At 41.1% G+C, this 17,858-nt stretch carries 17 protein-coding genes and 1 pseudogene; 16 read left to right on the top strand and 2 right to left on the bottom strand.

Features of this window, described 5'->3' with window-relative positions; genetic code table 11:
- The 4 genes and pseudogenes from QM928_RS08800 to QM928_RS08785 form a co-directional block, all read left to right on the top strand.
- On the top strand, window positions 1-96 hold a 96-nt coding region (locus tag QM928_RS08800; RefSeq protein ID WP_414295023.1), incomplete at its 5' end, for a cadmium resistance transporter.
- An 11-nt stretch (window positions 97-107) separates the two neighbouring features.
- Window positions 108-446, top strand: a complete 339-nt coding sequence (gene cadX / locus QM928_RS08795) for a Cd(II)/Zn(II)-sensing metalloregulatory transcriptional regulator CadX (RefSeq protein WP_000711078.1) — start codon at window positions 108-110, stop codon at window positions 444-446.
- Window positions 447-954: 508 nt separating this feature from the next.
- Window positions 955-1,089, top strand: a complete 135-nt coding sequence (rpmH, locus tag QM928_RS08790) for a 50S ribosomal protein L34 (RefSeq protein WP_000831905.1) — start codon at window positions 955-957, stop codon at window positions 1,087-1,089.
- 111 nt (window positions 1,090-1,200) lie between these two features.
- A pseudogene (locus QM928_RS08785) lies at window positions 1,201-3,154 on the top strand (peptide ABC transporter substrate-binding protein).
- 292 nt (window positions 3,155-3,446) lie between these two features.
- On the opposite strand, the gene QM928_RS08780 reads toward QM928_RS08785, so the two are convergent.
- On the bottom strand, window positions 3,447-5,291 hold the full coding sequence (locus QM928_RS08780) for an APC family permease (RefSeq protein WP_075232266.1): 1,845 nt from the start codon (window positions 5,289-5,291) through the stop codon (window positions 3,447-3,449).
- Between the two features lie 154 nt (window positions 5,292-5,445).
- Between QM928_RS08780 and QM928_RS08775 the strand changes: the two genes are divergently transcribed.
- The 12 genes from QM928_RS08775 to pflA all read left to right on the top strand — a co-directional run bounded on the left by QM928_RS08775 (window position 5,446) and on the right by pflA (window position 16,787).
- Window positions 5,446-6,222 carry a TatD family hydrolase gene (locus tag QM928_RS08775; RefSeq protein ID WP_371608421.1) on the top strand — a complete coding sequence of 259 codons (777 nt, stop codon included), beginning with the start codon at window positions 5,446-5,448 and terminating at the stop codon, window positions 6,220-6,222.
- Window positions 6,219-6,782: a ribonuclease M5 gene (rnmV, locus tag QM928_RS08770; protein ID WP_371608422.1), complete on the top strand. Its 564-nt coding sequence runs from the start codon at window positions 6,219-6,221 to the stop codon at window positions 6,780-6,782. The genes QM928_RS08775 and rnmV overlap by 4 nt, the downstream gene beginning before the upstream one ends.
- Before the next feature lie 131 nt (window positions 6,783-6,913).
- Window positions 6,914-8,341: an SseB family protein gene (locus tag QM928_RS08765; RefSeq protein ID WP_414295022.1), complete on the top strand. Its 1,428-nt coding sequence runs from the start codon at window positions 6,914-6,916 to the stop codon at window positions 8,339-8,341.
- A gap of 31 nt (window positions 8,342-8,372) precedes the next feature.
- The gene (rsmA, locus tag QM928_RS08760) at window positions 8,373-9,245 is read left to right on the top strand and encodes a 16S rRNA (adenine(1518)-N(6)/adenine(1519)-N(6))-dimethyltransferase RsmA (protein ID WP_414295021.1); all 873 of its coding nucleotides are present in this window, start codon (window positions 8,373-8,375) and stop codon (window positions 9,243-9,245) included.
- Between the two features lies 1 nt (window position 9,246).
- Entirely contained in the window at window positions 9,247-10,125 is an 879-nt protein-coding gene (gene rsgA, locus QM928_RS08755; RefSeq protein WP_414295020.1) for a ribosome small subunit-dependent GTPase A, read from the top strand.
- Between the two features lie 10 nt (window positions 10,126-10,135).
- On the top strand, window positions 10,136-10,792 hold the full coding sequence (gene rpe, locus QM928_RS08750) for a ribulose-phosphate 3-epimerase (RefSeq protein WP_414295019.1): 657 nt from the start codon (window positions 10,136-10,138) through the stop codon (window positions 10,790-10,792).
- Complete coding sequence (locus QM928_RS08745) at window positions 10,755-11,417, top strand: thiamine diphosphokinase (RefSeq protein ID WP_414295018.1); 663 nt, start codon at window positions 10,755-10,757, stop codon at window positions 11,415-11,417. The genes rpe and QM928_RS08745 overlap by 38 nt, the downstream gene beginning before the upstream one ends.
- 1 nt (window position 11,418) lies before the next feature.
- Complete coding sequence (gene rmuC / locus QM928_RS08740) at window positions 11,419-12,675, top strand: DNA recombination protein RmuC (protein ID WP_414295017.1); 1,257 nt, start codon at window positions 11,419-11,421, stop codon at window positions 12,673-12,675.
- Window positions 12,665-13,606, top strand: coding sequence for a 3'-5' exoribonuclease YhaM family protein (locus tag QM928_RS08735; protein WP_000703215.1), 942 nt, complete (start codon window positions 12,665-12,667; stop codon window positions 13,604-13,606). The genes rmuC and QM928_RS08735 overlap by 11 nt, the downstream gene beginning before the upstream one ends.
- Window positions 13,607-13,708: 102 nt before the next feature.
- Complete coding sequence (gene purR / locus QM928_RS08730) at window positions 13,709-14,533, top strand: pur operon repressor (RefSeq protein ID WP_414295016.1); 825 nt, start codon at window positions 13,709-13,711, stop codon at window positions 14,531-14,533.
- Window positions 14,534-14,605: 72 nt separating this feature from the next.
- On the top strand, window positions 14,606-15,859 hold the full coding sequence (locus QM928_RS08725) for a diaminopimelate decarboxylase (RefSeq protein WP_414295015.1): 1,254 nt from the start codon (window positions 14,606-14,608) through the stop codon (window positions 15,857-15,859).
- 133 nt (window positions 15,860-15,992) lie between these two features.
- Window positions 15,993-16,787, top strand: coding sequence for a pyruvate formate-lyase-activating protein (pflA, locus tag QM928_RS08720; protein ID WP_001287990.1), 795 nt, complete (start codon window positions 15,993-15,995; stop codon window positions 16,785-16,787).
- Between the two features lie 83 nt (window positions 16,788-16,870).
- Here the strand turns inward: pflA and yidC are convergent, their stop codons facing one another.
- The gene (yidC, locus tag QM928_RS08715; RefSeq protein WP_414295014.1) at window positions 16,871-17,797 is read right to left on the bottom strand and encodes a membrane protein insertase YidC; all 927 of its coding nucleotides are present in this window, start codon (window positions 17,795-17,797) and stop codon (window positions 16,871-16,873) included.
- Window positions 17,798-17,858 lie beyond the last annotated feature (61 nt).

Genomic DNA, 17,858 nt, shown 5'->3' with positions numbered 1-17,858 from the left:
AGCAGATGGTTTATTGCCATTGTTTATTTAGGATTGGGGATGTATATTCTGATTGAAAACAACAGCTTTGACATGCTAAGGACTGTGTTCGGCTAGGAGAAAAAATTATGAAAAAAGATAGTATCTGTCAAGTGGATGTTATTAATCAACAAAATGTTACAACCGCAACGAACTACCTTGAAAAGGAAAAAGTCCAAAAATCACTTCGTATTTTATCAAAGTTTACCGATAATAAACAGATAAATATCATCTTTTATCTCCTTGCTGTTGAAGAACTCTGTGTCTGTGATATAGCCTGTTTACTAAATCTCAGTATGGCATCTGCCTCCCACCATCTTCGTAAACTAGCCAATCAAAACATCTTGGATACTAGAAGAGAGGGGAAAATTATATATTATTTTATAAAAGATGAGGAAATCAGAGACTTTTTTAATCAACTAGGATAACAACTATTTTTACGTCTAGAGCGTTTTTGTGTTGTTTAAGAAGAATAGATAGAGGTTTTAGATAACTACACATATTAGTTTTTTTAAAAATGAGATTTAATCGATGATAACTAGAAAGGATTATTACTAAATATCTTGTTTATTGCCAATTAAAAGACGGTAGAATCGTCATCCTACGGTGTTGTTGCTTTTTAAATGCAAGAAGTGACAGAAGGAAAATATAGAAAACACCTTTTACATTTAATAGGCAGGCGGAAGGTTTCAAGAGGAAAAACTTGGAACTTTGAGTGTACCAATTGGGTAAATTACTAGTACATTAGATATTTTATAGATTTCGAAAGTAAATTGGAAGGATTTTCAAATTATCTCCTCAGCAAAAAAGCTGGAAACATTTGTTTAGAGCTATTGACAAATGCGAAAGAATCAGATAGAATAGTAAAGTATGTTTAGTAACTGATCACTTTATAGCCGGCTAAACGAATACAAAATCTATGAGGAGGTATTCATCGTGAAACGTACTTATCAACCAAGTAAACTACGTCGTGCGCGCAAACACGGATTCCGTAACCGTATGTCAACTAAAAACGGTCGTCGCGTATTGGCAGCTCGTCGTCGTAAAGGACGCAAAGTTTTGGCTGCATAATCCAAACGAATTCAACAAAGAAGTCAGTAGGAACTCGAGTCTACTGGCTTTTGTTTTGCTCTAAAATAATAGTTTGTATAAGCTTTCTATTTTTTCTATAATAGAATATTTATGAAAAAATCAAAAGCTCTCTTACTAGGGGCTGGAATTTTAAGTGCTAGCTTCTTGATGGTAGCTTGTAGCTCGACACAGTCAAATGCATCTGATAAAACCATTTGCTAGCAATCCAGATACACTAGACTACATTACTTCGACACGTGGCTCGACGTCTAGCATTACGACAAACTTGATTGATGGACTGTTGGAAAATGATAAGTATAGCAATCTGGTTCCTTCCATGGCTGAATCATGGACAGTATCAAAAGATGGTTTGACCTATACCTATAAAATCCGTCAAGGTGTCAAGTGGCATACCTCTGAAGGGGAAGAATATGCTGAAGTAACAGCTCATGACTTTGTGACAGGTCTCAAGTATGCGGCGGATAAAAAGGCAGAAAACTTGTACTTGGTGTAAGACTCTATCAAAGGTTTGGCGGACTATGTTGAGGGGCAATCATCAGACTTTGAGATTGTTGGTATCAAGGCAGTCGATGACTATACTCTCCAATAAACCTTGAACAAGCCTGAGTCCTACTGGAATTCTAAGACAACTGGGGGAATTTTGAGTCCTGTCAATGAAGCCTTTTTGAAATCCAAGGGAGATGAATTTGGAAGTGTAACTCCATCTAGTATCCTGTCAAATGGGCCTTACTTATTTAAATCATTCACATCAAAATCTTTAATTGAGTTTGAAAAGAATCCTAATTACTGGGACAAGGACAATGTGAAGATTGAGAAAGTAAAACTTTCCTTCTATGATGGTTCAGATCAAGACAGTTTGGCTAGAGGATTCTTGGAAGGCAACTATACAGACGGGCGTATCTTCCCAACAAGCTCAGTCTTTGACCAGCTGAAAAAAGGGAATGAGGACAAGATTACTTATACTCCTCAAAACGCTATAACCTTCTACTATCTCTTCAATGTCAATCGTCAAAGCTACAAGCAAACCATGAAACAGACGGACAAAGAAAAGACGGATTCTCGTCTGGCTATGCAAAATAAAGACTTCCGTCAAGCTATTAACTTTGCCTTTGACCGTCATGCCTATGCTGCGCAGACGAATGGAGAAGATGGGGCTGATAGAATCCTTAGAAACACAGTCACACCAAGTAACTTTGTTCAAATCGGTGGCAAAAACTTTGGAGATGCTGTCAATGAAAAGATGGTCAACTATGGTACAGAGTGGTCAAATATCAATCTGAATGATGCTCAAGCTGCTTTCTTGGATCCTGAAAAAGCCAAGGCTGAAAAAGCCAAGGCTAAAGATAGTTTGCAAGCAGAAGGCGTGACCTTCCCTATCCACTTGGACATGTTGGTAGACCAAACTGCTAAGTTGGACGTTCAGCAGGCAAGCTCCTTTAAACAGACCGTTGAAGCAACGCTTGGTTCAGATAATGTTGTGATTGATATCATTCAATTGTCTCCAGATGAGAAAGACAATGCAACCTTCTTTGCTGATACAGCTGAACAAAAGGACTATGACATCGACATCTCAGGTTGGAGCGGAGATTACTCTGATCCTAAGACCTATCTTGACCTCTTGGATCCAGACTCTGGTTCTCAGTTGAAAAATCTTGGCTTGACTCCAGGAAAAGACAATGATATCAAGGAAAAACTCGGTCTAGCTACCTACAAGGAGTTGTTGGATGCGGCAGATAAAGAGAATGAAAATACGCAAACACGTTATGAAAAATTTGCCGAAGTTCAAGCTTGGTTGACAGATAGTGCCCTCTTCCTACCAGTTCAAAGTGGAGGAGCTAATCCTATCTTCCGTAAGACAGTTCCGTTTACAGGTGCCTTCTCGTTTGTTGGGCACAAAGGAGATGCGGATAATTACAAATACCTTGAATTGCAAAAGGAACCAGTGACTGCTAAACAGTATCAAGAACTTTATGAAAAATGGCAAAAAGAAAAAGCGGAGTCAAATAAAAAAGCCCAAGAAGATTTGGCTAACCACGTTCGATAGAAGAAGGTTATCAATAAAATTTTAATACTCTTCGAAAATCTCTTCAAACTGCGTCAACGTCGCCTTGCCGTAGGTAGTATGGTTACTGACTTCGTCAGTTCTATCCACAACCTCAAAACAGTGTTTTGAGCTGACTTCGTCAGTTTCATCTACAACCTCAAAGCAGTGCTTTGAGCAGCCTGCGGCTAGTTTCCTAGTTTGCTCTTTGATTTTCATTGAGTATAAGTCTAATTTTAGGACTAGATTCAGAAAAAAGGCATTACCAGAAGCTTATTCTGGTAATGCCTTTTCTTTATTCTTTCAAATGATAAGAGTAGCTGGCAACGACGACATCTTCGTGCCATCTGAGAGCATATTTTAATTTGAGGCTCATTTGATTGTGTAGGATATTTTGCCAAGGTTTGTTAGGGATAAATTGGGGTACTAGAACTGTAACTGTGTAGTTCTTTTTCTTGGCTTCTTGAGAGATTTTTCGAACATAGCGAACTGTAGGTGTGATGATATCGCGATAGCTAGTATTAATATTCTTTAAGGTAATATTTGGGAAATAGTCGGCAAATTCGTGGAGAATTTCTTGGTCTTTTTCCTCAGTTTCCTTGGTGGAAATGTGCATCGCCAAAACCTCATCTCCAATACTTTGAGCATAGTTAATCGCTCCAACGCTGACTCGAGTAACATTTCCTACTAAGACAAGGACGACATTGCCATCGTAGGCTTTCTTTTGAATTCCTTCATAAAGTCGAAGTTGTTTGGCCACTTTTTGGTAATGACTGTGGATGGACAAAAAGAGGAAGGTTAAGACTAGGATAATTGGGAAGAAGGGCCAGATATCTCCAAGTCTGAAGAAGAGTAAGATAAGAACGATGGCATAACAAATGATGGCACCTAGGATATTTGCAAAGGCAGATTTTAAGAAATGAGAGCCTTTTTCTTTTTTCCAGTGGCGAATCATCCCTGTTTGAGAAAGTGCGAAAGGTACGAAAACTCCAATAGTATAAAGAGGAATCAAGCGTTCTGTATTTCCGTTGAAAATGAGCAGAAGGATCATAGCGCCAAAGGCTAAGGTCAAAATACCGTTTGAATAACCCAGGCGGTCTCCCTTTTCCATAAAGAGATGGGGCATGTATTTGTTCTTAGCCATATTGTATGCCAACATCGGGAAGGCAGAAAAACCAGTATTTGCAGCTACGGCTAGGATTAGGGCAGTTGAGAATTGGAAGAGATAATAAACAATCTGACCGAGAGCTGAATCCCCTAAAATTCCTTTAGCCATTTGTGAGAGGATTGTTTCTCCGTGTTGAGGTGTAATCCCCATCCAGTAGTTTAGGAAGGTAATTCCTGCAAAGAGAAAACCAAGAATCAGAGACATGATGGTCAGTGTTTGAGCTGCATTCTTCTCTTTGGGAGTTTTGAAAAATGGAACGGCATTTGAGATAGCTTCAACCCCTGTTAGTGAAGCTGAACCGCTGGTGAAGGCTCTTAAAATCAGGACGATTGAGAGACTTGGGACAGTTTGACCAATTGCAGAAGTTGCATGATAGCTGAGAGAACCTGTCAATAGTTGGAAGATACCAAACAATAAGAGGAAGACCGTGCTAAAGATAAAGAGATAGACAGGGATCATCAGAGAACTGGCAGATTCCTTCAAGCCACGCAGATTCAAAAGCATGAGCAAACATACTAGAAAAATGGAGATATGGAGATTGTAGGGATGGAGTGCAGGAAGTGCTGCTGTGATCGCATCAGCTCCTGCGGCCACGGATACGGCTACTGTTAGCATATAGTCAACAAGCAAGCTTCCACCGGCAATCAAACCGAGCTCAGGAGAAAGATTTTCTCGTGTTACCATGTAGGCACCCCCACCTTGAGGGTAGGCGTGAATGATTTGTCGGTAAGAAATGGTTAGACTAGCAAGTAGCAAGAGGACAAAAATGCCGATAGGGAGACTCCACCAAATAGCAAGCGGAGATAGACTAGCCAAGACAAGAACGACCTGCTCAGGTCCATAAGCAATAGAAGATAGGGCATCACTTGAAAGCATTGCAAGTGCCTGTGTTTTTCCAAGTAGTCCTCCCTCGCCTTCAGTCAAGGACTTAAGAGGACGACCAATAAAGGTATATTTTAATTTTGTAAACATTTTCTTTCCTTTTCCGAAAATTTCAACAAGAGCTATTATACTGCTATGAAAATAAGCAGTCAAGAAAAAATGAATGATTTCAAAATATTTTTTCCTATAAGAATGAGACTAGTTTTTTGGTATAATAGAAGGTAGAAAAAACGAGGGAATATAAATGATTTTTGATACACATACCCACTTGAATGTGGAAGAATTTTCAGGAAGAGAAGCAGAAGAAATAGCCTTAGCAGCTGAAATGGGTGTGACTCGGATGAATATTGTTGGTTTTGACAAACCGACTATTGAGCTTGCCTTGGAATTGGTGGAAGAATATGACCAACTTTATGCGACGATTGGTTGGCATCCGACAGAAGCAGGGACTTATACAGAAGACGTTGAGAAATACCTGTTGGACAAGCTCAAACATCCTAAAGTGGTTGCCTTGGGTGAGATTGGTTTGGACTATCACTGGATGACAGCCCCTAAAGAAGTGCAGGAGCAAGTTTTCCGTCGTCAGATTCAGCTATCTAAGGAACTGGACTTGCCTTTTGTGGTCCATACCCGTGATGCGCTAGAAGATACCTATGAAATTATCAAAAGTGAGGGAGTCGGTCCCCGTGGTGGCATCATGCACTCCTTCTCAGGTTCTCTGGAATGGGCTGAAAAGTTTGTGGAGTTAGGTATGACCATTTCATTTTCCGGAGTTGTGACCTTTAAAAAAGCGACAGACATTCAGGAAGCAGCCAAAGAATTGCCTTTGGATAAGATTTTAGTAGAGACAGATGCGCCTTATTTAGCCCCAGTACCCAAGCGTGGTCGTGAAAACAAGACAGCTTACACACGCTATGTAGTGGACTTTATTGCAGATTTGCGTGGCATGACAACAGAAGAATTAGCTGCTGCGACAAGTGCAAATGCGGAACGAATTTTTGGACTGGAAAGTAAATTATGAAAAAGAAAATTTCCCAAGTCATCGTAGTCGAAGGGCGTGATGATACGGCCAATCTCAAACGTTATTTTGATGTGGAGACCTATGAGACTCGTGGCTCTGCTATCAATGAGCAAGATCTTGAACGAATCCAACGTCTACACCAACATCATGGGGTGATTGTCTTTACAGATCCTGACTTTAATGGGGAACGCATTCGTCGTTTGATTATGACGACCATTCCAACAGTGCAACACGCCTTTCTCAAACGTGATGAGGCAGTTCCTAAGTCCAAGACCAAGGGACGTTCTCTAGGAATCGAACATGCCAGTTATGAAGACTTGAAAACAGCGCTGGAACAAGTCACAGAGCAATTTGAAGCGGAAAGTGATTTTGACATTAGCCGTAGTGACTTGATTCGATTGGGATTTTTGGCTGGATCAGATAGTCGAAAACGTAGAGAATATCTAGGGGAGAATCTTCGTATCGGTTATTCCAATGGGAAACAACTTCTCAAGCGTTTAGAATTATTTGGCATCAGTTTAGCTGAAGTTGAAGATGCCATGAAATCGTATGAGGATTGAGAAACCGTCCCAAAATGTAGGGGAATATGATACAATAGAAGTAAGCATATACGGTTTAATCAGGCTTGATAGCAAGCATTAGAAAAGTGCTCCACGGGATTAGCCTTGTGTGGAGTTAATGAGGAAAAGTTATGGGAATCTTTGATTTTTTAAAAAAGACGGAAACTGCAGAGGCAACTGAAATAATTGAAGCACAGAATGAAAGAGAGGAATCTAAAAACAATGCATGTGTGGGAGTTTTGGACTTTCTCCCTATGAAGGAAACGAATCAATTATTGATCGTTGGGAGTTTAGAAGGGACTCTCAAGGTTGGGGATCAGTTGCAGTTTTGCAATCCTGACCAAGGAATGGAAGCTCTCGGCTCTGTAGAGGTTAAAAAGCTCAGCAGTCAAAACAAAGATGCCGATAGTCTTACTGATGAAGTTCTCGCGCATCTAGTGGTTGATAGGCTTCCTTCTTTGGATAAATTGAAAAAAGGAAGTGTGCTCTTTAGTTCAGGTATTGAGGAAGAGCAAAAATTATCAAGCTATTCAGATGCTCTGTATCGTGCTTTTGTAGCCATTCAAGAGGGTCAATTGACGAATGAAGACTATTTGGCAGCTAGCCTTGATGACAGTGTAGAGATTTTACGTCTCTTTTTATGGAAATGCCGTCAAAATCAGGAAACTGAAAGCGAAGAAAGCTATCAAGCCAACACTCGCAAGTTGGAACGTCTAGCGGAAATCGTTAAAGATAAGCTTTTAGAAGCAGATGCAGTTTATGCAGTTTATTCAGAAAAAACAGGCGAACCCTATCTTTTCTCAACGACCTATGACAGGGGAGAAGAGGGCTATCTGTGTACTGATCCCATGATTATGCTTTTGACGCCATCTTGGTATCGCCAATTCAAGGAAACCATTGATAGTCGACCAAACTCTGTCGTAAAACTGATTGAAAATAGGGAAGACAAAAAAGGGATTGAGAATTTCCTTGAAACAGCCTTTTACTTAAATGGTGCCTTGGGAGCAATCTTTAATTCCAAGGAAGTCAGCATCAGTGCTTCAGCCTTAGTCCAAAAACCAGATTATTCTAATTTGCCAGAAATACAAGTTCCTGTAATGAATCCTGACCTAGTAAGATGGATGTTGTTGATGGGGCAACTGGATAGTCCGACGACAGAAGAGCAAGAACTAGTTTATGGGCTTTACTACAAGTTCTTCTCTATGGCTATGCCTAAAGCAAAGTTCTTGCTGCCACTGGATGCGGAATCAGGATTCCCAGAAAATGGGCAAGAAGGTAACTCCTTTGTCTTGGAAAAAGATGCAAGCTTTAATATTCCGACCAGAGAAGGAAAAGATGGACGAAATTCTGTTCCAGTATTTACTGATTGGAAACGTCTACGAATGGTCTTTGATGAAAAGTGGAATGGCATGATTGAAGAAGCTGGAGGCATGATTGAAGGCTTTGACTATGCCATAAACCCAACTGAATACTATGAAGCGGGTGCTTATGTTAGTCTAACAGCTTTTAAAGACATGCAAAAGCTCAGTGAGAAACTAGAAGGCAGAGCTAACGGTTAAAGAGTGCTTTAATAAATAGAAAAGAGAATAAATGAGAATTGCAGATTATAGCGTGACCAAGGCAGTGCTGGAGCGTCACGGTTTTACCTTTAAAAAATCCTTCGGGCAAAATTTCTTGACCGATACCAATATCCTTCAAAAAATTGTGGATACGGCTGAGATTGATGATCAAGTCAATGTTATCGAAATCGGGCCAGGGATAGGTGCCTTGACGGAATTCTTAGCTGAGCGTGCAGCTGAAGTCATGGCCTTTGAGATTGATCACCGCTTGGTACCAATTCTAGCGGATACCTTACGTGATTTTGACAATGTGACCGTAGTCAACGAGGACATTCTAAAAGTTGACCTAGCGCAGCATATCCAAAATTTTAAAAATCCTGACCTGCCTATTAAGGTAGTAGCCAACTTGCCTTACTATATCACAACCCCTATTCTCATGCACTTGATTGAAAGTGGGATTCCTTTTAGTGAGTTTGTGGTCATGATGCAAAAAGAAGTGGCAGATCGTATATCTGCTAAGCCAAATACCAAGGCTTACGGTAGCTTGTCGATTGCAGTTCAGTATTATATGACGGCCAAGGTTTCCTTTATCGTACCTCGTACGGTCTTTGTACCAGCGCCAAATGTGGACTCAGCTATCCTGAAAATGGTACGCCGTCAAGAACCTGCTGTAGCAGTAAAAGATGAGAACTTCTTCTTTAAAGTCTCTAAGGCTAGTTTTACTCATCGTCGTAAAACCTTGTGGAACAACTTGACAGGTTACTTTGGGAAGACCGAGGAAGTTAAGGATAAGTTGACCAAGGCTTTAGACCAAGCAGGCTTGGCACCATCTGTACGTGGTGAAGCTCTTGGTTTAGAAGAATTTGCCAGTCTAGCAGACGCACTTAAAGGACAAGGACTCTAAGATGCAGGGACAAATCATTAAAGCCTTGGCCGGTTTCTACTATGTGGAAAGTGATGGTCAAGTTTATCAAACACGCGCGCGTGGGAATTTTCGTAAAAAAGGTCATACACCCTATGTTGGAGATTGGGTAGAATTCTCTGCGGAGGAGAACTCAGAAGGTTATGTTTTAAAAATTCATGAACGAAAAAATAGTTTGGTTCGCCCACCCATTGTCAATATTGACCAAGCCGTTGTCATTATGTCAGTTAAAGAACCTGACTTTAATAGCAACTTGCTGGATCGCTTCTTGGTTCTCTTGGAACACAAGGGCATTCATCCTATCGTCTATATTTCCAAAATGGACTTACTAGAGGATCGCGAAGAGCTGGATTTTTACCAGCAGACCTATCGTGCTATTGGTTACGACTTTGTGACGAGTAAAGAGGAACTTTTGCCCTTGTTGACAGATAAAGTGACAGTCTTTATGGGGCAGACAGGTGTTGGAAAGTCAACTTTACTCAATAAAATCGCACCTGATCTCAATCTAGAAACGGGAGAAATTTCAGACAGTCTGGGTCGTGGTCGCCATACTACTCGAGCTGTTAGTTTTTACAATCTCAATGGTGGTAAAATCGCAGACACCCCAGGATTTTCATCTCTGGATTATGAAGCAACAACAGCAGAAGACCTGAATCAGGCTTTTCCAGAGATTGCTAGTGTCAGTCGTGATTGTAAGTTCCGCACTTGTACCCATACTCATGAGCCGTCGTGTGCGGTCAAACCAGCAGTAGACGAGGGCATCATTGCGAACTTCCGTTTTGACAACTATTTGCAATTCCTCAGTGAGATTGAAAATCGTAGAGAAACCTATAAAAAAGTCAGCAAAAAAATTCCAAAATAAGGAGAAGCCTATGTCTCAATACAAGATTGCTCCGTCAATTCTGGCAGCAGATTATGCCAACTTTGAACGTGAAATTAAACGCCTAGAAGCAACTGGGGCAGAATACGCCCATATCGATATCATGGATGGTCACTTTGTACCTCAGATCAGCTTTGGTGCAGGTGTAGTCGAAAGTCTTCGTCCTCATAGCAAGATGGTTTTTGACTGCCACTTGATGGTAGCTAATCCCGAACATCATTTAGAAGACTTTGCGCGTGCAGGAGCAGATATCATCAGCATCCATGTTGAAGCAACTCCTCATATCCACGGTGCTCTTCAAAAGATTCGTTCTCTCGGTGTTAGACCTTCGGTTGTCATTAATCCTGGTACTCCTGTTGAAGCCATTAAGCATGTCCTTCACTTAGTTGACCAAGTCTTGGTGATGACGGTTAACCCTGGATTTGGCGGGCAAGCCTTTCTGCCTGAAACCATGGATAAGATTCGTGAGTTGGTGGCCCTTCGAGAGGAAAAAGGCTTGAACTTTGAAATCGAAGTCGATGGTGGGATTGATGATCAAACCATTGCTCTAGCCAAAGAAGCTGGCGCTACAGTTTTTGTAGCAGGGTCTTATGTCTTTAAGGGAGATGTCAATGAACGAGTACAAGCTCTCCGAAATCAACTGGACTAAAGTTGCTGTTTTTGCAGGTGGAGACCGCGGTCACTATCGGACGGATTTTGATTGCTTTGTCGGTGTGGATCGAGGCTCGCTTTGGGTACTGGAGGAAAAACTTCCTCTTGCTTTAGCCGTTGGGGATTTTGATTCTGTGACTGCAGAAGAACGTCAGTTGATTCAAAAACGTGCCCAGCATTTTATTCAAGCCCAGCCAGAAAAAGATGATACCGATTTGGAACTAGCACTTTTAACGATTTTTGAAAAAATCCCTCAAGCTCAGGTAACCATTTTTGGTGCCCTAGGTGGTCGTATTGATCATATGCTGGCCAATGTCTTTCTTCCAAGTAATCCCAAGTTGGCCCCCTATATGCATCAAATAGAGATTGAGGATGGGCAAAATTTGATTCGTTACTGTCCAGAAGGAACCAGTCAACTTGAACCACGTTCAGACTACGATTACCTTGCTTTTATGCCTGTGAGGGATAGTCGTTTGACAATACTCGGTGCCAAGTATGAACTGACAGAGGAGAATTTTTTCTTTAAGAAAGTTTACGCTTCTAACGAATATATAGATAGGGAAGTTTCGGTGACTTGCCCAGATGGTTATGTGGTTGTCTTGCATAGCAAAGACAGGAGGTAGGATGGAAAGTTTACTTATTGTACTATTACTTGCTAATCTAGCCGGCCTCTTTCTCATTTGGCAAAGGCAGGACAAGCAGGAGAAATATCTGACCAAGAGTTTAGAAGACCAGGCAGATCATCTTTCAGATCAGCTTGATTATCGTTTTGAACAAGCCAGACAAGCTAGTCAGCTAGATCAAAAAGACTTGGAAGTGGCTGTCAGCGACCGTTTGCAGGAGGTGCGGATTGAATTGCACCAGGGCTTAACTCAAGTTCGGCAGGAAATGAATGAGAACCTCCTTCAAACAAGAGATAAGACCGATCAACGACTACAGGCCTTGCAGGAATCAAATGAGCAACGCTTGGAACAGATGCGCCAAACGGTCGAGGAGAAATTAGAAAAGACCTTGCAGACACGCTTGCAGGCTTCATTTGAGACAGTTTCCAAACAACTGGAATCTGTCAATCGAGGCCTAGGTGAAATGCAGACGGTGGCGCGTGATGTCGGTGCGCTTAATAAAGTTCTTTCTGGAACCAAGACCCGAGGAATTCTGGGTGAATTACAACTAGGACAGATCATTGAAGATATCATGACACCTGCCCAGTATGAACGAGAATTTGCAACAGTTGAAAACTCTAGTGAACGTGTGGAATACGCCATCAAGTTACCTGGACAAGGTGATCAGGAATATGTCTATCTACCGATTGATTCTAAGTTTCCACTGGCAGATTATTACCGTCTGGAAGAAGCCTATGAAGCAGGTGACAAGGACGAGATTGAGCGCTGTCGTAAGTCTCTCCTAGCAAGCGTCAAGCGTTTTGCTAAGGATATTAAGAGTAAGTACCTGGCGCCACCTCGGACGACTAATTTTGGAGTTTTGTTTGTTCCGACAGAAGGTCTCTATTCAGAAATTGTTCGCAATCCAATTTTCTTTGATGATTTGAGACGGGAGGAGCAAATTATCGTTGCAGGTCCAAGTACCTTATCAGCCCTACTCAATTCTCTATCGGTTGGCTTCAAAACTCTCAATATCCAAAAGAGTGCTGACCATATCAGTAAAACCCTTGCTAGTGTCAAAACCGAATTTGGCAAGTTTGGAGGTATTCTGGTCAAGGCACAAAAACATCTCCAACATGCCTCTGGCAATATTGATGATTTATTAAACCGTCGTACTACAGCTATCGAGCGAACGCTTCGTCATATTGAGTTATCAGAAGGTGAGCCTGCGCTTGATTTGCTCCAATTCCAAGAAGATGAGGAAGAATATGAAGATTAGTCACATGAAGAAAGATGAGCTTTTTGAAGGCTTTTACCTGATCAAGTCAGCTGACCTGAGACAGACACGTGCTGGGAAAAACTACCTAGCCTTCACCTTCCAAGATGATAGTGGAGAAATCGAAGGGAAGCTCTGGGATGCTCAACCCCACAATGTTGAAACCTTTACAGCAGGGAAAGTAGTTCATATGCAAGGTCGTCGTGAAGTGTACAACAATACGCCTCAGGTTAATCAAATCACCCTTCGCTTACCACAACCTGGCGAACCAAATGACCCAGCGGACTTCAAGGTTAAATCTCCAGTAGATGCCAAAGAGATTCGTGAGTATATGGCGCAGATGATTTTTAAAATTGAAAATCCAATTTGGCAGCGAATTGTTCGGAATCTCTACACTAAGTATGACAAGGAATTCTACTCCTATCCAGCTGCTAAGACCAACCATCATGCCTTTGAAACAGGGCTTGCTTATCATACTGCCACTATGGTTCGTTTGGCAGAAGCAATTGCAGATATTTATCCTCAGCTCAATAAGAGCTTGCTCTATGCGGGAATTATGTTGCACGACCTTGCCAAGGTTATTGAGTTGACAGGTCCTGACCAGACAGAGTACACAGTAAGAGGAAACCTTATCGGTCATATCGCTCTGATTGATAGCGAAATTACCAAAGCGGTAATGGAACTTGGCATTGATGATACCAGAGAAGAAGTTGTACTTCTTCGCCATGTCATTCTCAGTCATCATGGTCTCCTTGAGTATGGTAGTCCAGTTCGTCCTCGAGTGATGGAAGCAGAAATTATTCATATGATTGATAATTTGGATGCCAGCATGATGATGATGACAACAGCTCTGGCCCTTGTTGATGAGGGAGAAATGACCAATAAAGTCTTTGCTATGGACAATCGTTCCTTCTACAAGCCGAAATTAGACTAGAAACTAAAAAAATGAACTTTATTTAGGCAATAAAGTTCGTTTTTTTGCTTTAGTGTGATATAATGAGAAAAAGACTAAATAAAAAAGAATGGTAAAAATATAATGAAATTAAGAAGAAGTGATCGGATGGTTGTCATTTCCAATTACTTGATTAACAATCCATACAAATTAACCAGTCTCAACACCTTTGCGGAAAAGTATGAATCTGCCAAATCGTCTATTTCTGAAGATATCGTCATCATTAAGCGTGCTTTCGAAGAAATTGAAATCGGTCATATTCAAACGGTGACAGGTGCTGGTGGTGGTGTTATTTTTACACCATCGATCTCTACCCTTGAGTCTAAAACGATTATCGAAGAGCTTCGTGATAAACTTTCAGAGAGTGACCGTATTCTTCCGGGTGGCTACATTTATTTATCTGACCTATTGAGCACTCCAGCTATTTTGAAAAATATCGGTCGTATTATTGCTAAGAGCTTTATGGATCAGAAGATTGATGCTGTTATGACGGTGGCGACCAAAGGGGTTCCGCTTGCAAATGCAGTGGCAAATGTCCTCAACGTACCTTTTGTTATTGTCCGTCGCGACTTGAAAATTACTGAGGGTTCAACTGTTAGTGTCAACTATGTTTCAGGTTCAAGTGACCGTATTGAAAAAATGTTTCTTTCAAAACGTAGCCTCAAAGCAGGAAGTCGTGTCTTGATCGTCGATGACTTCTTGAAGGGTGGAGGAACCATTAACGGGATGATTAGCCTCTTGTCTGAGTTTGATTCAGAGTTGGCTGGTGTAGCTGTCTTTGCTGATAATGCACAGGAAGATCGTGAACAACAGTTCGACTACAAGTCACTCTTGAGAGTCACAAATATCGATGTGAAGAACCAACAAATTGCTGTTGAAGTTGGAAATATCTTCGATGCAGAAAAATAAGAATTGACTTGAAATACAAAGGTTGGAACTTTCGTCCCAGCCTTTCTTTGATAATGAATATGAAGGAGTCCTATGAAAACACCATTTATTAAACGTGATGCCTTAGAAAAGATTGTTGAGGAGTATCCAACCCCATTCCATCTTTACGATGAAAAAGGGATTCGTGAGAAAGCACGCGCAGTAAACAAGGCCTTTTCTTGGAATAAGGGCTTTAAAGAATACTTCGCAGTTAAAGCGACCCCAACCCCAGCTATCTTGAAAATCTTACAAGAAGAAGGATGTGGAGTGGATTGTTCTAGTTATGTCGAACTCTTAATGAGTCATAAACTAGGATTTGCAGGTTCCGATATGATGTTCTCATCTAATAATACTCCAGATAGAGAATATGCCTATGCTCGTGAATTAGGTGCGACGATTAATTTAGATGCCTTTGAAGATATCGAGCATTTGGAACGTGCAGCAGGCATCCCAGAAATCATCTCTTGCCGTTACAATCCTGGTGGCGTATTTGAACTGGGTACGGACATTATGGATAATCCTGGTGAAGCTAAGTTCGGGATGACTAAGGAACAGCTTTTTGAAGCCTTTTCTATCTTGAAAGAAAAGGGAGCTAAAACCTTTGGGATTCATTCCTTCCTAGCTTCCAATACAGTGACCCATCTCTACTATCCAGAATTAGCACGTCAGCTTTTTGAGTTAGCGGTAGAAATCAAGGAAAAGTTAGGTATTTCGCTGGACTTTATCAATCTTTCTGGAGGTATCGGGGTTAACTATCGCCCAGACCAGGAGCCTAATGATATTGCTTTGATTGGAGAGGGAGTTCGTCAGGTTTATGAAGAAGTCCTCACACCAGCAGGCCTTGGTCAAGTTAAGATCTTTACAGAACTAGGGCGCTTTATGTTGGCACCTCATGGCATTCTCGTCACAAAAGTAACTCATAAAAAGAAAACCTACCGTACCTATCTAGGAGTAGATGCGTCAGCTGTTAACCTTATGAGACCAGCTATGTATGGTGCTTATCACCATATTACAAATATGATGCATCCTGATGGTCAGACTGAAGTAGTTGATGTTGTTGGCTCTCTTTGTGAAAACAACGATAAGTTTGCAGTTAATCGTGAACTACCTCAAACAGAAATTGGTGATTTGTTAGTCATTCATGATACAGGTGCCCATGGCTTCTCTATGGGATACCAGTACAATGCTAAACTTCGTTCGGCAGAGATTCTCTATACAGAGGACGGTGGTGCTCGACTAATCCGTAGAGCAGAGCGACCAGAGGACTATTTTGCGACTCTCTATGGGTTTGACTTTGACAAGGATTAATAAATATTTTGAAAATCATGAAAGTTGAAAGTGAAAAACAGATTGTTTTCTAAAAAATAGGCAAAATCTGTGGTTTTTCTTTTCAGTCATGGTATAATAAAGACTATAAAACGTTTTCAAGGAAGGTAACGATATGTCTGAGGAAATAATTGACTATGGACAAGTGACAGGAATGGTGCATTCGACAGAGAGTTTTGGGGCGGTAGATGGCCCTGGAATTCGTTTTATTGTCTTTTTGCAAGGCTGTCAGATGCGTTGCCAATACTGCCATAACCCTGATACTTGGGCTATGGAAACCAATAAATCTCGTGTACGAACAGTAGATGATGTTCTAGAAGAAGCGCTTCGTTATCGTGGTTTCTGGGGAGACAAGGGAGGTATCACAGTCAGCGGAGGAGAAGCCCTCTTGCAGATTGATTTCTTGATTGCTCTCTTTACTAAGGCAAAAGAAAAAGGTATCCACTGTACCTTGGATACTTGTGCCCTTCCATTCCGTAACAAACCACGCTATCTAGAAAAGTTCAACAAGTTAATGGCCGTGACAGACTTGGTTCTCCTTGATATCAAGGAAATCAACGAAGCACAACACAAGATTGTAACCAGTCAAACCAATAAAAACATCTTGGCTTGTGCCCAGTACTTGTCAGAAATCGGTAAACCTGTTTGGATTCGTCACGTTCTTGTACCTGGATTGACAGACCGCGATGAAGATTTGATTGAACTTGGTAAGTTTGTAAAAACTCTCAAAAATGTTGATAAGTTTGAAATCTTGCCTTATCACACTATGGGTGAGTTCAAATGGCGTGAACTTGGGATTCCATATTCCCTTGAAGGAGTTAAACCTCCAACAGCAGATCGTGTCAAAAACGCTAAGGAATTGATGGATACAGAAAGCTATCAAGATTACATGAAACGTGTACATGGATAAAATGAAAGAAGAGGTCGGGATTTTTTCTCGGCCTCTTTTTGACTATAGAAAAGGCTCAGCATTTAAGCTAAGCCTTTTATTTTTTATCTAGAATGTTGTTTTCCAGCATTGCGTTTTTTGTTTTTCTTCTTGTTAGAAGTTGTGATAGCTGTTGCTGGTTCAGGGGTTACATCTTTACGAGTGCTTGAAGTTTTGCTTGCTTTTGGTGGGTTCTTAGCAAATTCTTCGCGTACTTTTTTACGAAGTTTTGGACGAACGATGTAGTTGATGATAAATTGTTGAAGAATCATCATGAAACCACCGACAACCCAGTAAAGTGTAACGCTGGCTGGTGAGAAGACAGAGAACACGACAATCATGAGAGGGCTCATATAGAGCATCTTCTTGATTTGTTCTCTTTGAGTTTCATCCTCAACTCCATGTAAAGAAAGGAGTGATTGAAGATAGTAAAGGATACCAGCAAAGGCAACCAAAATCATACTAGGTGAGCCTAGAGGAATTCCTAGGTAGCTTGCTTGGGCAACTCCTTCAGTATGTTGGGCAGCAAAGTAGATAGCAGAGAAGAAAGGCATTTGAATGAGGATAGGGAAACATCCCACGCCGCCAAACATGCTGATGCCGTGCTCTTTTTGAGCAGCAAAGAGAGCTTGTTGAGCTTCTAGTTTTTCTTCTTGAGTTGTTGCTTCTTTCAGGCGAGTCTGATGTGGTTCAAGGACGTGCTTGAGAGCATTCATTTTCTCAGAGTGAAGCGTTGCCTTCCATGATTGGTAGATACCAAGTGGGAGGATAATCAAGCGAACGATAATGGTTACGATGATGATCCCAACACCGAAACCGAGACCTTGGTCATTAGCGAAGTATTTGATAGCTTCTCCCATCGGAGCACCTAAGAAATCCCAAACGGGACCAATTGGCTTACCTGTTGCTTTATCAACCTGGACACAACCCGTTAAGACTAATAGCATAGCCACTCCCATAGCCGAGAGGGCGAAACGTTTTATTGATTTCACTGTTTTTATTCCTTCTTTAAAAATTATACCTTTCTATTCTACTGTTTTTTTGGAAAATATA

The sequence above is a fragment of the Streptococcus infantis genome, from assembly GCF_047460405.1.
GTDB classification, from domain to species: Bacteria; Bacillota; Bacilli; order Lactobacillales; family Streptococcaceae; genus Streptococcus; species Streptococcus infantis_Q.
The sequence above is the reverse complement of the archived record's forward strand: the minus strand, read 5'-3'. Positions and strand labels throughout refer to the sequence as shown.

Coding starts and splice junctions, on each gene's coding strand:
- rsmA (WP_414295021.1), top strand. CDS start 8,373: ATGAGAATTGCAGATTATAGCGTGACCAAGGCAGTGCTGGAGCGTCAC.
- QM928_RS08775 (WP_371608421.1), top strand. CDS start 5,446: ATGATTTTTGATACACATACCCACTTGAATGTGGAAGAATTTTCAGGA.
- QM928_RS08725 (WP_414295015.1), top strand. CDS start 14,606: ATGAAAACACCATTTATTAAACGTGATGCCTTAGAAAAGATTGTTGAG.
- QM928_RS08780 (WP_075232266.1), bottom strand. CDS start 5,291: ATGTTTACAAAATTAAAATATACCTTTATTGGTCGTCCTCTTAAGTCC.
- rnmV (WP_371608422.1), top strand. CDS start 6,219: ATGAAAAAGAAAATTTCCCAAGTCATCGTAGTCGAAGGGCGTGATGAT.
- QM928_RS08765 (WP_414295022.1), top strand. CDS start 6,914: ATGGGAATCTTTGATTTTTTAAAAAAGACGGAAACTGCAGAGGCAACT.
- QM928_RS08735 (WP_000703215.1), top strand. CDS start 12,665: ATGAAGATTAGTCACATGAAGAAAGATGAGCTTTTTGAAGGCTTTTAC.
- rmuC (WP_414295017.1), top strand. CDS start 11,419: ATGGAAAGTTTACTTATTGTACTATTACTTGCTAATCTAGCCGGCCTC.
- rpe (WP_414295019.1), top strand. CDS start 10,136: ATGTCTCAATACAAGATTGCTCCGTCAATTCTGGCAGCAGATTATGCC.
- QM928_RS08745 (WP_414295018.1), top strand. CDS start 10,755: ATGAACGAGTACAAGCTCTCCGAAATCAACTGGACTAAAGTTGCTGTT.
- cadX (WP_000711078.1), top strand. CDS start 108: ATGAAAAAAGATAGTATCTGTCAAGTGGATGTTATTAATCAACAAAAT.
- pflA (WP_001287990.1), top strand. CDS start 15,993: ATGTCTGAGGAAATAATTGACTATGGACAAGTGACAGGAATGGTGCAT.
- purR (WP_414295016.1), top strand. CDS start 13,709: ATGAAATTAAGAAGAAGTGATCGGATGGTTGTCATTTCCAATTACTTG.
- rsgA (WP_414295020.1), top strand. CDS start 9,247: ATGCAGGGACAAATCATTAAAGCCTTGGCCGGTTTCTACTATGTGGAA.